This window comes from Kitasatospora sp. NPDC001660 (genome assembly GCF_053596725.1).
Genome location: NZ_JBSFGU010000010.1, coordinates 1 through 15,332 on the forward strand (window position 1 = coordinate 1; position 15,332 = coordinate 15,332).

General features: G+C 72.5%; 13 protein-coding genes. 2 read left to right on the forward strand and 11 right to left on the reverse strand.

The genetic code is table 11. The features are described 5' to 3' along the window. Positions 1-432: 432 nt before the first annotated feature. On the reverse strand, positions 433-1,707 hold the full coding sequence (gene tyrS / locus ACWCXH_RS13440) for a tyrosine--tRNA ligase (RefSeq protein WP_449801755.1): 1,275 nt from the start codon (positions 1,705-1,707) through the stop codon (positions 433-435). Positions 1,708-2,020: 313 nt separating this feature from the next. Between tyrS and ACWCXH_RS13445 the strand changes: the two genes are divergently transcribed. Next, positions 2,021-2,536 (forward strand): HNH endonuclease, encoded by a 516-nt coding sequence (locus ACWCXH_RS13445; protein ID WP_449801565.1) that lies wholly within the window; start codon positions 2,021-2,023, stop codon positions 2,534-2,536. A 42-nt stretch (positions 2,537-2,578) separates the two neighbouring features. On the opposite strand, the gene ACWCXH_RS13450 is transcribed toward ACWCXH_RS13445, so the two are convergent. From ACWCXH_RS13450 to ACWCXH_RS13475, 6 genes are all read right to left on the reverse strand, one after another. Beyond that, the gene (locus ACWCXH_RS13450) at positions 2,579-4,582 is read right to left on the reverse strand and encodes an outer membrane protein assembly factor BamB family protein (protein WP_449801566.1); all 2,004 of its coding nucleotides are present in this window, start codon (positions 4,580-4,582) and stop codon (positions 2,579-2,581) included. Positions 4,583-4,661: 79 nt separating this feature from the next. Continuing rightward, positions 4,662-4,967, reverse strand: a complete 306-nt coding sequence (locus ACWCXH_RS13455) for a 4a-hydroxytetrahydrobiopterin dehydratase (RefSeq protein WP_449801567.1) — start codon at positions 4,965-4,967, stop codon at positions 4,662-4,664. Positions 4,968-5,072: 105 nt separating this feature from the next. Further along, the gene (locus tag ACWCXH_RS13460; RefSeq protein WP_449801568.1) at positions 5,073-5,831 is read right to left on the reverse strand and encodes a sulfite exporter TauE/SafE family protein; all 759 of its coding nucleotides are present in this window, start codon (positions 5,829-5,831) and stop codon (positions 5,073-5,075) included. 243 nt (positions 5,832-6,074) lie between these two features. Continuing rightward, complete coding sequence (locus tag ACWCXH_RS13465) at positions 6,075-7,133, reverse strand: SPFH domain-containing protein (protein ID WP_449801569.1); 1,059 nt, start codon at positions 7,131-7,133, stop codon at positions 6,075-6,077. 10 nt (positions 7,134-7,143) lie between these two features. After that, the gene (locus ACWCXH_RS13470; RefSeq protein WP_449801756.1) at positions 7,144-7,554 is read right to left on the reverse strand and encodes an NfeD family protein; all 411 of its coding nucleotides are present in this window, start codon (positions 7,552-7,554) and stop codon (positions 7,144-7,146) included. A gap of 132 nt (positions 7,555-7,686) precedes the next feature. Continuing rightward, positions 7,687-8,478 (reverse strand): ABC transporter ATP-binding protein, encoded by a 792-nt coding sequence (locus ACWCXH_RS13475; RefSeq protein WP_449801570.1) that lies wholly within the window; start codon positions 8,476-8,478, stop codon positions 7,687-7,689. A 148-nt stretch (positions 8,479-8,626) separates the two neighbouring features. Between ACWCXH_RS13475 and ACWCXH_RS13480 the strand changes: the two genes are divergently transcribed. Next, positions 8,627-9,430 (forward strand): hypothetical protein, encoded by an 804-nt coding sequence (locus ACWCXH_RS13480; protein ID WP_449801571.1) that lies wholly within the window; start codon positions 8,627-8,629, stop codon positions 9,428-9,430. Positions 9,431-9,609: 179 nt separating this feature from the next. Here ACWCXH_RS13480 and ACWCXH_RS13485 read toward each other — a convergent pair whose 3' ends face one another. The 4 genes from ACWCXH_RS13485 to ACWCXH_RS13500 all read right to left on the reverse strand — a co-directional run bounded on the left by ACWCXH_RS13485 (position 9,610) and on the right by ACWCXH_RS13500 (position 15,276). Beyond that, on the reverse strand, positions 9,610-10,446 hold the full coding sequence (locus ACWCXH_RS13485) for a hypothetical protein (RefSeq protein WP_449801572.1): 837 nt from the start codon (positions 10,444-10,446) through the stop codon (positions 9,610-9,612). A 173-nt stretch (positions 10,447-10,619) separates the two neighbouring features. Continuing rightward, positions 10,620-11,276 carry a response regulator gene (locus ACWCXH_RS13490; RefSeq protein ID WP_449801573.1) on the reverse strand — a complete coding sequence of 219 codons (657 nt, stop codon included), beginning with the start codon at positions 11,274-11,276 and terminating at the stop codon, positions 10,620-10,622. After that, positions 11,269-12,366 (reverse strand): GAF domain-containing sensor histidine kinase, encoded by a 1,098-nt coding sequence (locus ACWCXH_RS13495; protein WP_449801757.1) that lies wholly within the window; start codon positions 12,364-12,366, stop codon positions 11,269-11,271. The genes ACWCXH_RS13490 and ACWCXH_RS13495 overlap by 8 nt, the downstream gene beginning before the upstream one ends. 354 nt (positions 12,367-12,720) lie before the next feature. Further along, positions 12,721-15,276: an FHA domain-containing protein gene (locus tag ACWCXH_RS13500; RefSeq protein WP_449801574.1), complete on the reverse strand. Its 2,556-nt coding sequence runs from the start codon at positions 15,274-15,276 to the stop codon at positions 12,721-12,723. Positions 15,277-15,332 lie beyond the last annotated feature (56 nt).

A 15,332-nucleotide genomic window follows, 5' to 3' on the forward strand; every position in this document is an offset into this window, starting at 1 on the left:
CTTTTGGCACGCTGTTGAGTTCTCAAGGAACGGACACTTCCTTCGGACCGCCTTCCAGCGGGCCCTCCGGGCGCTTCGTTCTTTCGTGTTTCCAGTTTATCAGATGTTTTCCGCTCCGTTTTCCGGAGTTTCATTCATCCGATTTCCCGAACTGGCCGGGGCCGCTTTCCGCGGCGGCCTCCACATTAGCGTATTCCGGGTGTTACCCGAAATTCACGCTCACCCTGTCGGCGGAGACGCCGAACGACCCAACCAAATGGGCTTCGAGGAGAGAGTGGGACTGCTGAGTGGGGTGGCCGCTTCAGCGACTCGTTCAACACTAGGCCACCTGGAGGGCATCGTCAAACGTCGAGGGCGGGATCCGGCTGGATCCCGCCCTCGGTCGTCGAAGCCGCAGCTCAGCGGCGTCGGGTTTCGGTCACGCCGCCCGCGTCACGCCGTCGCCGGCGCGGTCAGCTCGGCCGCCGCCAGGTTGCGCTTTCCGCGGCGCAGCACGAGCCAGCGGCCGTGCAGCAGGTCGGCCTCGGTCGGCACGGCCTCCTCGTCCGTCACCTTGACGTTGTTGAGGTAGGCACCGCCCTCCTTGATCGTCCGGCGGGCGGCCGAGCGGCTCGGCGCCAGGCCGACGGCGACCAACAGGTCGACCACCGGCTGGAGTTCGGCGACCTCGGCCTTCGGGACCTCGGCCAGGGCCGCGGCCAGGGTCGGGGCCTCCAGGTCGGCGAGGTCGCCCTGGCCGAACAGCGCCTTGGACGCGGCGACCGCACGCTCGTACTGGTCGGCGCCGTGGACGAGGGTGGTGAGCTCCTCGGCCAGGGCGCGCTGGGCCAGACGGGCGGCGGGGCGCTCGGCGGTCTCGCGCTCCAGCTCCTCGATCTCCTCCTTCGAGCGGAAGCTGAAGATCCGCAGGAAGTTGGAGACGTCCCGGTCGTCCGCGTTGAGCCAGAACTGGTAGAAGGCGTACGGGGTGGTCAGCTCGGGGTCGAGCCAGACCGTGCCGGACTCGGTCTTGCCGAACTTGGTGCCGTCGGCCTTGACGATCAGCGGCGTGGCCAGCGCGTGCACGGACTTGCTGTCGGCCTTGCGGATCAGGTCCGTGCCGGCGGTCAGGTTGCCCCACTGGTCGCTGCCGCCGGTCTGCAGCGTGCAGCCGTAGCGGCGGTTCAGCTCCAGGTAGTCCATGCCCTGGAGGATCTGGTAGCTGAACTCGGTGTAGCTGATGCCCGCGTCGGAGTTGAGCCGCCGGGCGACGGCCTCCTTGGCGATCATGTTGTTGACGCGGAAGTACTTGCCCACGTCGCGCAGCAGGCTGATGGCCGACATCCCGGACGTCCAGTCCAGGTTGTTGACCATGCGCGCCGCGTACGGGCCGTCGAAGTCGAGGAAGCGCGCGATCTGGCCACGCAGACGCTCGACCCAGCCGGCCACCGTCTCGGGGTCGTTGAGGACGCGCTCGGCGGTGGGCTTGGGGTCGCCGATCAGGCCCGTCGCGCCGCCGACCAGGCCGAGCGGGAGGTTCCCCGCCTGCTGGATGCGGCGCATGGTGAGGATCTGCACCAGGTTGCCGAGGTGCAGGCTGGGGGCCGTCGGGTCGAAGCCGCAATAGAACGTGACCGGGCCGTCCGCGAACGCCTTGCGCAGTGCGTCCTCGTCAGTAGACAGGGCGATCAGCCCACGCCACTGCAGCTCGTCGACGATGTCCGTCACGGTCACGCTTCTCCTTCGATCGGGCGTCCGCCCGGTGCCGGCCCGGTTCGGTCGGGCCCCGGGTCGGTACGACTCCAGCCTGATAGAGCCTACGCGGTCCCGGCCAGCGAGTTTTCCCGAGGACCCGCGCCCAGCACCTCTCCTTGCCTGCCGAGGCCCGGTCACGCGTTCCCGGGTGCCTCTCCGACACCGGAAATTCCGTTGTTCGTCGGCCGCGGGCCCATTCAGAGTGGTCCCACCGCCGTGCGGCGGCAGTGACGTGTGTGGAGACGGTCGTGCCGCCGTGGCACGCCCGCGGGAAGGGTGTGCCGAGGTGCGCAACACGCTGGTTCTGAACGCGAGCTACGAGCCCCTGACGACGGTGTCGCTCCAGCGCGCCGTCGTCCTGGTGCTCCAGGACAAGGCGGTGGTGGAGCAGGCGCATCCGCTGCGCACGGTCCGGGGCACGGGCGTCACCGTACCGGTGCCCCGGGTGATCAGACTGCAACGGTACGTACGGGTGCCGTTCCGACAACAGGCGCCGTGGTCGCGGCGGGGTGTCCTGGTCCGGGACCAGCACCTGTGCGCGTACTGCGGGCGGCGGGCCACCACGGTGGACCACCTCCAGCCGCGGTCGCGCGGTGGTGAGGACAGCTGGCTGAACACCGTGGCCGCGTGTGCCGAGGACAACCAGCGCAAGGCCGACCGGACGCCGGAGCAGGCGGGGATGAGGCTGCTGCGCCGCCCGTTCGTGCCCACCCCGCAGGCGACCCTGATGATGGCGCTCGGCCTGCGCGACTCGGACGCCCGGGAGCTCGCCGACTGGCTGCCGGCCGTGCCCGCGGCGTAGCCCCACCGGCCCGACACCCGGTGCACGGGCGTCGGCTGCCGGCTAGCCCTTCGCCTGGTAGCCGGCCGCCGTCCCGAAGTTGGCCGAGTGCTCGGGCACCACGACGACCTTGCCGCCGCCGATCAGCACCCGGCCCGAGATCAGCAGCGAGCCGGTGCCCGGCGGGAAGTTGCCGCCGGTCGACTCGTGGCCGCCGGTCACCGCGAAGCGGCTGAGGTGGGCGGGCTGGTCGCGGCGCTCGTCGGCGGCGAGCACCAGGGAGCCGCCGTCGAGGGCGACCGCCCGCAGCACGCCCTTCTCGGCGGTCGGGGCCTTCCAGCTCTGCTTGCCGCTGTCGAGGTCGTAGCCGACCGCGACGACGGCGCCGTTGCCGTTCGCCGGCACCAGCGTGGTGACCATCGTCCGGTCCTGGAAGAAGACCCCGGGCGTGGCCGAGAACGTGCCGTGGGCGACGTCCAGCCGACCGGCGTCGCTGCTCACCGGGATCTCGGCCGCCGGGTCGCCGCTCGCGCCCCACGCGAACACCCGGTCGTCGGTCGGCTTCTCACCGGTGGTGAGGACGACGGCGGGCTCGGCGGAGAGGACCGTCACCGTCTTCGGGTTGTTGTTCAGTCCGCGCCACCAACTGACCTTGCCGTCTGCCGTGTTGAGCTCGACGGCCTGGCCGGCCGGGGTCGAGTCGGCGCACGAGGAGGCGACCAGCACGGTCTTGCCGGTGACGCCGCCGGAGAGCGTGCAGAACTTGCCCTGCCCGGTGTACTGCCAGACGTCCTTGCCGTCGGCCGCGTCCCAGGCGATCGCCCGGTCGTCGCCGACCGCCACGACCTTGTCCTCGGTGACGCCGACGTGCGCGGTGTAGGCACCCTTGGCGTCCGAAACGGTCTTCGTCCACGCGGTCTTGCCGGTCTTGGTGTCCACGGCCGCGAGCAGCGTGCACGGGCTGTTCGGATCCGCCTGTGGCCGGAACAGCACGGCGCCCACGCCGGACGGGTTGACGCTCGGCGACAGCCCGCACGGGACGGCCCCGGCGGCCGGGGGCTCGACCGACCAGACGGGCTTGCCCGCCGCCAGGTCGTACGCGCGTACGCCGGCGGCGTCGGCCCGGACCACCGTGTCGGCCAGCAACCAGCTCCCGACCAGCGTGTCGTCCGTCCCGGGCTGCGCGGCCGCGGCCGGCTGCGCGGACCACGCCTTGGTGTGGGCGACGGTGAAGCCGGGCTCGCCGCCCGACGTGGACGCGCTGCCGCTGTCCTCGGCGCCCACCGTCAGACCGGCCGCTATCAGGACGCCCAGCGCGGCGACTCCGGCGCCGGTGCGGATCAGGAGCGCCTTGCGGCTGGGCACGTGTTCGCCGGTCAACACCGCGTCGGCGGCGGCCCGGGCCTTGTCCGCGAGCTCGGAGCCGCCGCCACCGTCGCCGCCCCGGCGCGCGGCCGAGCGGGACGACGCTGCGGGCTCGGGGGCGGCCGGTGACTGCGGCTCCCCCGGCGCGACGGGCTCGGACTCGGGCTCGGACTCGGGCTCGGACTCGGGCTCGGGCTCGGACTCGGGCTCGGGCTCGGGCTCGATGTGCCCATAGCCGTCGGCCGAGTACTCCGCGCCCGCCGGCACGTACAGGCCGTCCCCGGCGGGCTGCTGCGGGACGGTGTACGCGGCGTACTGCTGCTCGTAGTCGGTGTACTGGTAGGAGGGCTGGTAGGGCTGGTAGGGCTGGTACGGCTCCTGGACGTAGCCGCCCTGCCCGTACGCCGTCTGGCCGTGCTGGTCGGGATGGCCGTGCTGGCCGTGCTGGCCGTGCTGGCCGGAGTAGCCCTGCTGGTCGGGATAACCCTGCTGACCCTGGTGACCGTCCTGGCCGAACTGGCCGAACTGGCCGTATCCGGCGCCCTGCTCGTACTCGGCCTGCCCATAGCCGGTGGTCGTCTGCCAGTGCCCCTGCTGCACCTGCTGGACGTGCTGCTGATCGGGGTGGCCGCCACCCTGCCACTCGTGCTGCTGGGGGTACCACGCCTGCTGCCGGGCGTCTCCGAAGGGCTCCTGCGCCATCCGTTCCGTCCCTCCCGAGCCGCCTGCACTGCGGCAGTCAGCATCTCACGCCTACCGGAGCGCCCCGCTCCGGCCTCCGTCAGGCGGCGGACTCGGCGCGCAGGGCCTCGTCGATCCGGGCGGCGAGGGCGAAGTCCAGGCCGGTGAGACCGCCCGCGCTGTGGGTGGAGAGGACGAAGCGCAGGGTGCGCCAGCGGATGTCGATGTCGGGGTGGTGGTCCAGGGCCTCGGCCTGTTCGGCGACGGCGTCGACGACGCGGATCGCCGCCGGGAAGTCCGGGGCGTCGGCGGTGCGGACGATGCCGTCGCCCTCGCGGGACCAGTGCGGCACGTCGGCCAGGGCCGCCGTGATCTCGTCCTCGGTCAGCCGTGCTCTGCTGCTCATCGAAGCGCTCCAAGCCTGGTCGGATCCGCGCCTGGGCGGATCGGCGTGCACTCCGACGAACATACGCCCGCGCCGGGTAGCCGGCCCGCTGCCACGAAGCCGGGTTCAGCTCACCAGCAGCTTGGTGACGGCTGCCAGGCCGACGACCACGATGACCGCACGCAGCGCCGTCGGCGGGAGACGACGGCCGACCTTGGCGCCGAGCAGGCCGCCGAGCAGCGATCCGACCGCGATGAGCCCGGCGGCCGTCCAGTCGACCGTCGAGGTGAAGAGGAAGAACAGCGCGGCCACACCGTTGACGATCATGGCGAGCGCGTTCTTCACCGCGTTGATGCGCTGGAGGTCCTCCTGGAGGAGCATGCCCATCAGCGCCATCAACAGGACGCCCTGCGCGGCGCCGAAGTAGCCGCCGTAGATGCCGGTGAGGAAGACGCCGCCGAGCAGGACGAGGCTGCCGTCCGGATCCCCGTCGGAGCGGCGGCGGGCGGCGACGGCCTTGGCCACCCGGGGCTGGACCACCACCAGGACGAGGGCCAGCAGGATGAGCACCGGGACGATCGCGTCGAAGGCGCCGCTCGGCAGGGTGATCAGCAGCGCCGCGCCGAGCAACCCGCCGAGCAGGGAGGCGGTGCCGAGGCGCACCAGGCGGCGGCCCTGGTCGGCCAGCTCGCGGCGGTAGCCGATCACGCCGCTGAGCGAGCCGGGCACCAGGCCGAAGGTGTTGGACACGTTGGCGGTGACCGGCGGGATGCCGACGGCGAGCAGGACGGGGAAGGTGATCAGGGTGCCGGAGCCGACGATCACGTTGATCATCCCGGCACCGACGCCCGCCACCAGGACGGCTATCGCCTCCCAGAGCGTCACGGCCCACCCCATCCTCTCGTCCGGGTCCGAAGGGATCATGCCGGACGGTCCGCCGAACCGACCAGCCCCGACCACGATGCGGAACACCGCGCAACACCCGCCGGACGACGCCGAGGGCCCACCCCGCACCTCGTCGGTACGACGGCGGGCCCTCCCGCGTCACAACGTCACAATGTCACGGCGTCACGGCGTCAAAGCCGCGCGGCCGCACGACCGCGCGACTCGTCCACACGACTCGCCCGGTCACTCCGGGTCGATCTTGCGGTACTCGCGCGCCGGGTCCACCCGCGGGCGGGCCGAGCCCTTGTCGATGTCCACCGGCCGCGGGCCCGCCGCCGGGTCGATCGGGACCTGGGTGGCGGCCGGGGCCGCCGGCGCGGCCGCCGGGGCGCTCGCGGCCGCGACCGCGCCGCCGTTCACGCCGCCGTTGCCTGCCAGGCCGTTGAACGCGCCGCCGAGGCCCTTGAGCGCGTCGCCGACCTCGCTCGGGATGATCCACAGCTTGTTGGAGTCGCCCTTGGCCAGTTCGGGCAGGGTCTGCAGGTACTGGTAGGCGAGCAGCTTCTGGTCGGCGTCGCCGTCGTGGATCGCCTCGAAGACCGTCCGGATCGCGGCCGCCTCACCGTCGGCGCGAAGGACCGCGGCCTGCGCCTCACCCTCGGCCTTGAGCACCTCGGCCTGCTTCTCACCCTCGGCCTTGAGGATCTGCGCCTGGCGCTGGCCCTCGGCGGTGAGGATCGCGGCGCGCTTGTCACGGTCGGCGCGCATCTGCTTCTCCATCGAGTCCTGGATGGAGGTCGGCGGCTCGATCGCCTTCAGCTCGACGCGGTTGACCCGGATGCCCCACTTGCCGGTGGCCTCGTCCAGGACGCCGCGCAGGCCGGCGTTGATGACCTCGCGGGAGGTCAGGGTGGACTCCAGGTCCATCGAGCCGATGATGTTGCGCAGCGTGGTGACGGTCAGCTGCTCGATCGCCTGGATGTAGCTGGCGACCTCGTAGGTGGCCGCGCGGGGGTCGGTGACCTGGTAGTAGATCACCGTGTCGATGTTGACGACCAGGTTGTCCTGGGTGATCACCGGCTGCGGCGGGAACGGCACGACCTGCTCGCGCAGGTCGATGCGGTTGCGGACCCGGTCGATGAACGGGACGACGATGTTCAGGCCTGCGTTGAGGGTCCGGGTGTAGCGGCCGAAGCGCTCCACGATCGCGGCGCTGGCCTGCGGGATGACCTGGATCGTCTTGATCAGCGCGATGAAGGCCACCACGACCAGGACGACCAAAACGATAAGGACGGGTTCCACGGACTCTCCCCTAGACGACCAGGGCGGTCGCGCCCTGGATTTCGACGACGTCGACCTGCTGCCCCGGCTGGTACACCGAGTCCGGGTGGAGCGCGCGGGCCGACCAGATCTCGCCGTTCAACTTGATCCGTCCGCCCTCCCCGTCGACGGTTTCCGCGACGACCGCGGTGGCGCCCTGGAGCGCCTCGATGCCCATCTTGATGTTCGGGCCCTTCCTGAGCTCCCGGTAGGCGATCGGACGGACCACCACCAGCAGGGCGACCGAGACCACGACGAAGGTCAGGGTCTGCCAGACCACCCCCGCGCCCAGTCCGGCCACCCCGGCCGCGGCCAGCCCGCCGACCGCGAACATGGCGAACTCCGGCATCGCGGTGAGCACCAGCGGTATGCCGAGCCCGACGGCGGCCAGGAGCCACCACATCCAGCTGTCCACGAATCCATCCTAGGGAGCGAAGGGCCTTCGTGGCGGACAGTTCCCGCAGGTCGAGGGGCGGAAACCGGTCGCGCGTGCGACCGGTTCCCGTGGCGTGCCGAGCGGTTGTCGGACGGGGGCTCAGCCCAGCGGCAGGCCCTGCGCCGACCAGCGGTCGCCGTGGCGCTCCAGGGTCAGCGGCAGGCCGAAGCACTTCGACAGGTTGCGGGCGGTCAGCTCGGTGTCGATCGGCCCTGCGGCGAGCACCTTGCCCTGACGGATCATCAGGACGTGGGTGAACCCCGGGGCGATCTCCTCGACGTGGTGGGTCACCATCGCCATCGCCGGCGCGAACTCGTCCTGGGCCAGCGCGCCGAGGCGGCGGATGAGGTCCTCGCGCCCCCCGAGGTCCAGGCCGGCGGCCGGCTCGTCGAGCAGCAGCAGCTCGGGGTCGGTCATCAGCGCGCGGGCGATGAGGGTGCGCTTGCGCTCGCCCTCCGACAGGGTGCCGAACTTGCGGTCGGTGAGGCTGGACATGCCGAGGCGGTCCAGCAGCGCGAGCGCGCGGGACTCGTCCGACTGCTCGTAGGTCTCCTGCCAGCTGACCGTCATGCCGTAGGCGGCGGTGAGCACGGTCTGCAGCACCGTCTGCTCGGCCGGAAGCTTGTCGAACATCGCGGCGCCGGCCAGGCCGATCCGGGAGCGCAGCTCGAAGACGTCGATCTCGCCGAGCTTCTCGCCGAGGACCGAGACCTTGCCCGAGGTCGGGAACAGGTACGACGAGGCGATCTGCAGCAGCGTGGTCTTGCCGGCACCGTTCGGGCCCAGGATGACCCAGCGCTCACCCTCGGAGATGGACCACGAGACCTGATCGACCAGCGCGCGCCCCTCCCGGACCACGGATACGTCCACCAGCTCCAGCACGTCGCTCATGCCTACGCCTTCCCCAATACAAGATTTTCGGCCGTCGGTGCGGGCGGCGAGCCTACTCCGGCGGCCGGTGGGCACGGGGTGGGTGCGCCGCACGCGCATGGGCAAACCTACGCCACGCGGATGACCGCCGATTCCGTAGGCTGGCCCGATGCTCGCGACTCCTGCCGACAATCCGTACGAAGAGCCCCGTTCGGGGCGGCTGACCGCCTGGGGCAACGCCCTGCTCGCCGGGCTGGTCCCGCCCGACAACGCCGCCGCGGCCGTCCTCGGCGAGGACGAGAGCCACCGGGTGACCGGCCTGCCCGGCGACGCCCCCGGCGAGCAGCACGGGCTCACGTGGGCGCTGGGCCGACTGAGGGTGCTCGGCGTGCGGGGCCTTCGACTGGCGCTCCCCTCCGCCGGGCACCCCCTCGGACTGACCGGCCCGGCAGCGTTCAACGAGCAGGCCATGGGCGCGGGCGAGGCCGTCCTCGCCGTGGGCGCGCCGCTCGGGCTGGTGCCCGAGGTCGAGGTCTTCGGCCCGGCCGGGGACCGCTCGGCGATGGTGCTGTGGCACTGCTCGACGGTCAGCGACGGGCCGCCGGCCGACGTGCCGTCGCTGCACGAGGCCGAGCGCGAGCTCGCCGACGGCCTGCGCGAGGCGACGGTCCTGCTCACCCGCCTCGACGTGGCCGGCGCCGGCCCGGAGGCCCTGCGGGCCCTGGACGCCTACCGCCGCCGCGGCCACACGGAGCTGCTCGCGCCCGGCTACCCGGCCCGCGCCGTGCGCGTCCTGGAGTCCGCCCGCCAGGTGTCCGCCCTCCTGACGATCGCCGCCGAAGGCCACGGCGCCGCCGTCAGCGCCTCGGAGATGGCCGCCCGCCGGTCCGTCCTCGCCCCGCTGCGCCGCACCGCCCGCCGCGCCCAGGTGGCCGCCTACAACGCCCTCGTCGACGAGCCCCAGGACAGCTGACGCCGCGGCGGCGGTGGCGTGTCGCCCAGGAAGCCGGCTGGGCCGACCTCCCATGCACCGCACCTGGCCCGGCACCGACGGGACGCCGCCGCCCAAGCCCCGCACCGCCGCCCGGCCCAGCCGCCGCCGGGCGGGACCCGAGCACCGACCACCACCCGGCGGGCCGGCGCCCGCCCGAGCTACCGCCAGGGATCAGCCGCCGCCAGCGCCATCACCTCCGCCCGGTCGTACCGACCGTCCTGCGCCCGCGTCAGGCCGCCCTTCGCCACGACGGCCTCCAGGCGGGCGGCCGACCAGCCGAGCTCCTCGGCCGCCTCCGCCGCCGAGAGGCTCTCCGCCAGCCGGTGCCGCACCAGCTCCGCGGCAGCCTCCGCCTCGGCCTCGGCGCGGCGGAGGCGGCTGGTGACGACCTCCTCGACGGCGGCCTCGGGCACCGCCGCCAACGCCTCGCGGCTGTAGGTGGGATGGCCCCGGAACTCGCCGGAGGCCCGGAGCGCCCCCGCCTCGGCGAGCCGGCGGATGTCATCGGCCGTCACCGGCAGTCCGGTGGTGTGGCCCAGGGCGACGGCGGCCTTGCCCGCGCCCACCCGGGGGACGGCGCCCAGCGCGGCCGTGGTCTCGGCGGCGCGGGCCCGCAGCTCGGCCTCCACCGCGGCCGACCAGGCCCGGCCGTCGACGTCCGGTTCGGGGATCAGCCCGCGCTCCCGCGCCTCGTCGAACTGCCAGCGCACCAGCCCGAGCCGGCGGCGCAGGACCTCCGGGCCGTAGGCCTCGCGCTCCCGGGCCGTCTCCTGGGCCAGCTTCGCGGCCCGCTCCGCCGCGTCCGCCGCCAGCGCGGCGGCGATGTCACCGCGGCGCTCCAGCAGGGGTTCCACCACCGCCCGGGACCAGCGCCGGTCCTCGATGTCCGGCGGCGGCACCAGGCCGAGGTGCCTGGCCCGCTCGAACTGGCGGTACGTCAACTCCAGTTCGTTGGCGAGCACGACCGGCCCGTACTCACTGCGTGGCGTGTTCATCAGGTCCTCCCCCGAGATCGATGTCGGCGCTCAGCCTGGCACACCCATCTGACGTAACGTCACCCCAACACCGCCCGTTCCCTGCCGAACGGCACACGTCAAAGGCGTACCTGACACCGGTTCCCCCGGAATACCCCCCATCCGGCACAGCGCCCCCGCACCCGCCGCACGCCCTACGCCTCGCGGCTCTCCCCGTGCCGGACGGCCCAGAGCGCGGCCTGGGTGCGGTCGGCGAGGTCCAGCTTCATCAGGATGTTCGACACGTGCGTCTTCACCGTCTTCTCCGACAGGTGCAGGCTGCGCGCGATCTCCCGGTTGGAACGCCCGTCCGCGATGTGCCCCAGCACCTCCCGCTCGCGCTCGGTGAGCGTCCCGCCGCGGCCCTGCGGGGCGCGGGCGCCGTCGTCGGAGAGGAGCGCCTCGGCGAGCTCGGGCTGGAGCAGGACGTGGCCGGCGTGTACCGAGCGGATGGCCCCGGCCAGCGCCTCCGGGTCGACGTCCTTGTACACGTACCCGGCGGCGCCCGCCCGCAGCGCGGGAACCATCGTGCGGTGCTCGGTGAAGCTGGTGACGATCAGGATCCGGGCCCTGCTGCCCTCTCCCTTCAGCGTCCGCAGCGCCTCGATCCCGTCGACGCCCGGCATCTTGAGGTCCATCAGGACGACGTCCGGGTCGAGCTCCCGGGCGCGCTCGACGCCCTCCGCGCCGTCGGCGGCCTCGCCGACCACCTCGATGTCGTCCTGCACCTCCAGGAAGGTGCGCAGGCCGCGCCGCACGACCTGGTGGTCGTCGACGAGCAGGACGCGGATCGGCGGCGTGCTGTCAGGCACCGGGGACCTCCATCTCGACGAGCGTGCCCCGGCCGGGGGCGGATTCCAGGGCGAGCCGGCCGCCGACGGCGGCCGCGCGGTCACGCATCGACGCCAGCCCGAGGTGCTTGCCGGCCCGGCGGACGGACTCCGGGTCGAACCCGCGCCCGTCGTCCCGCACCCGCAGGACGGCCCCGCGCGTCGGCGTCCCGAGCAGCGTGACGGTGACGCGGCGGGCGCCGGAGTGGCGCAGCGCGTTGTGCAGCGCCTCCTGGGCGACCCGCAGCAGCGCGGCCTCCTGGGCGGGCGGCAGGGCGCGGACGCCGTCGGCGGCGAAGGCGACGTCGGCGGTGTGGGCGCGGTCCAGCACCTGGACCTGCGAGGCGAGGGTGGCGCTGAGCCCGTCCTCCTCCAGCGCGGCGGGCCGCAGTTCGACGACGACGGCGCGGAGTTCGTCGGCGGCCTCGGCGGCGAGCCGGGCGACCTCGGCGAGTTCGGCGCGGGCCCGGGCCGGGTCGCGGTCGACGAGCTTGGCGGCCGCCTTGGCGGTGAGCCGCAGCGAGAAGAGCTTCTGCGAGACGGCGTCGTGCAGGTCGTGGGCGATGCGGGCGCGCTCGCCGGCCAGGGTGAGTTCCCGACTGCGCTCGTAGAGGCGGGCGTTGGAGAGGGCGAGGGCGGCGTGGGCGGCGAGTATCCGCAGCAGTTCCTCGTCGTGGTCGGTGAACAGGCCGCCGCCGCGCTTGTTGGCGAGGAAGATGACGCCCATGACCTGCGGCTCGTCCTCGGTCGCGTCGGTGTCGAGGATGGGCATGCCGAGGAAGGCGTCCATCTCGGGGTGCGCGGCGGGCCAGCCGCCGAACGCGGGGGCCTTGCGCACGTCGGCGAGCCGGGTGGGGCCGGTCTCGTGGAGCATCTTGGCGAGCACCCCGTGCTGCCGGGGCAGCGGTCCGATGGCGTGCCACTGTTCGTCGGTGACGCCGTCGACGACGAACTGGGCGAAGCCGCCGTGGTCGTCGGGCACACCGAGGGCCGCGTACTCGGCACCGAGCAGCTCCCGGGCGGAGGCGGTGATGCGGCGCAGCACCTCGCGGACCTCCAGGTGCCGGCTCATCGCGAGCAGCGCCTGGCTCACCGCCTCGATGCCGGCCAGGCAGGGGTCGCAGGCCGGGAGCCGGTCGGGGTGCGGGTGGCCGACCGGTATCCGACCGTCGAGGAGAGGACCCCCGGGGAGGGGACCGCCGGGGAAGGGACCGACCGCCGGGCGGTGGTCGCTGGGCGCGCTGGGCATACCGCCAACCTACCGCCGCGCCCCGGCCCCCGCGTCCGTCCGCAGCCGCCCCGGGCCCAGGTCCGGGGACCTAGGCCGATGGACCCACCGCAACGCCGAAGGGCGGCCCTCCCCAGCCGGGAGAGCCGCCCTTGAGGCGAGGGCCGTCAGCCCTTCCGCATCGTCAGCCCTTCTGCGTCAGCCCTTCTGCATGACCTCGGGCTCGTGCCGGCGCTGGAGCCGGGTCACGATCACGCCGATCACGACCGAGATGGCGACCAGCACGCCCGCGTCGATCGACCACTGGGCGATGCTGTGGTCCCACAGCGGGTCGTAGTTCGGGTGCTGGAAGTCCTTGTTCCACGGGCCCATGAGGTGGGACAGGTCGAGCGTGGTGGAGACGATGCCGGTGCCCCAGCGGGCCGGCATCAGCCAGGCGACCTGCTCCAGACCGGGCTTGCCGAAGATCTGGAAGAGGCAGCCGGTGAAGACGACCTGGACGATGGCGAACATGACCAGCAGCGGCATGGTCTTCTCGGAGGTCTTCACCAGGGCCGAGATCATCAGGCCGAACATCATCGCGGCGAAGCTCAGCAGGATCATGCCGATGGTCATCTCGATCATCGGCAGGTTCTTGACGATCAGGCCGTGCTCGGGGAGCTTGCGCGGCAGGAAGCCGACGGCGGAGATGATCGCGCCCTGGATCACGCTGAAGATGCCCAGCACGATGATCTTGGACATCATGTACGCCGAGCGGGACAGGCCGGTGGCCCGTTCTCGCTCGTAGATCGCCCGCTCCTTGATCAGCTCGCGGACCGAGTTGGCCGCACCGGAGAAGCAGGCGCCGATCGCCAGGATCAGCATGATCGTCGCAGCCCCGTTGTTGAGGTGGAGCTGCGTATTCGGGTTGGGTGCGAGCCCCGGTGCGTTGGGGATCAGTACGCTGACCGCGCCGATGACCGCGGGCAGCAGCACCGACAGCGCCAGGAAGCCGCGGTCCGAGGCGAGCACCGACATGTAGCGGCGCATCAGCGTCCACAGCTGCGAGCCCCAGCTCTGCGGCTTCGGCGGCTTGATGGCCTCCTGGGCCACCTGCACGTGCTGCACCTCGCCCGCCTCGACGGTCGGGGCGGAGTACTGCTGGTAGTGCACGGAACCGCGGTAGCGGCCGGCCCAGTCGTGGTCCGGGTAGTTCTCGAAGGCCTGGAAGACGTCCGCCCAGGTCTCGTACCCGAAGAAGTGCAGCGCCTCGTCCGGCGGACCGAAGTAGGCCACCGAGCCTCCCGGCGCCATCACCAACAGTCGGTCGCAGAGCGCCAGTTCGGCCACCGAGTGGGTGACGACCAGGATCGTGCGGCCGTCGTCGGCCAGGCCGCGCAGCATCTGCATGACCTCGCGGTCCATGCCCGGGTCGAGGCCCGAGGTGGGCTCGTCCAGGAAGATCAGCGAAGGCTTGGTGAGCAGCTCCAGGGCGACCGAGACGCGCTTCTGCTGGCCGCCGGAGAGCGCGGTGATCTTGTTGTCGGCGCGCTTGTCCAGGCGCAGCTCGTACAGCACCTCGTCGATCCGGGCGTCGCGCTCCTTGGCCTCGGTGTCGCCGGGGAAGCGCAGCCGGGCCGCGTACTTGAGGCCCTTTCGGACGGTGAGCTCGCGGTGCAGGATCTCCGACTGCGGCACCAGGCCGATGCGGGAGCGGAGTTCGGCGAACTGCTTGTAGAGGTTGCGACCGTCGTACAGCACCTCGCCGCGGTCGGCCGGGCGGTAGCCGGTGAGGGCGCGCAGCAGGGTCGACTTGCCGGAGCCGGACGGGCCGATGACCGCGACCAGGGACTTCTCCGGGACGCCGAAGCTGACGTCGTTGAGCAGGACCTTCTTGGCGCCCTTGTGCTCGACCTCGACGGTCAGGTGGCGGGCCGAGAAGGAGACCGCGCCGGTGTCGACGAACTCCTGCAGCTGGTCGCCGACCAGGACGAAGGTGGAGTGGCCGACGGTCAGTCGGTCCTGCGGGCCCATCAGCTGGCGCTGGACCTGCTGGCCGTTGAGGAAGATGCCGTTGTGGCTGCCGAGGTCGACGATCTCCCAGCGGCCGTCGGGCAGCTGGCGCAGTTCGGCGTGGTGGCGGGAGACCTGGAGGTCCGACACGACGATGTCGTTGTCGAGCGCACGGCCGATCCGCAGTGTGCGGGTCATCTCCGCCAGGCTGCGGATCATCGTCGGCTGCGGGCTGCCGCCACCGCCCTGCTGCGGCGGCGGGGTGAAGCCCTGCTGCTGCGGAGGGAAGCTCTGCTGCTGCGGGAACGGCGGCTGCACGGCCTGCTGCTGCGGGAAGGCGTTCGGCTGCTGCTGGACCGGAGCCTGGGCCTGCTGCCCCCACCCCTGCTGCGCGGGCTGCGGCGCCGGGGCGTGGCTGCGGCTGGTGGCGGCCTCGTGCCACTCGGGCGCCTGCGGGGCGGCGGCCTGGACGGGCGCGGAGAAGGTGAGCCGCGGGCCGTTCTCCGGGTTGCCGAGGTTGACGACGGCGCCCGGGAACAGCTGGGCCTGCTGGGTGCGGGCACCGGCGACGTACGTGCCGTTGGTGCTGCCGTGGTCGTCCAGCTGCCAGCCGGCTCCGTTGAAGGAGATGGTCCCGTGGTGCCAGGAGACCCGCGCGTCGTCGAACGGGAAGTCCGACTGCGGATTGCGCCCGATGGTGTAGGACCGCCCCGGCTCCAGAGTCCGCTGCTGTCCGTTGATCTCAATGACGAGTTGCGGCACTGCTCGCCTGCCCCGCTCTCTCGGTCCCCCGATTGTGTCCCCCGGCCGGGGGTGCG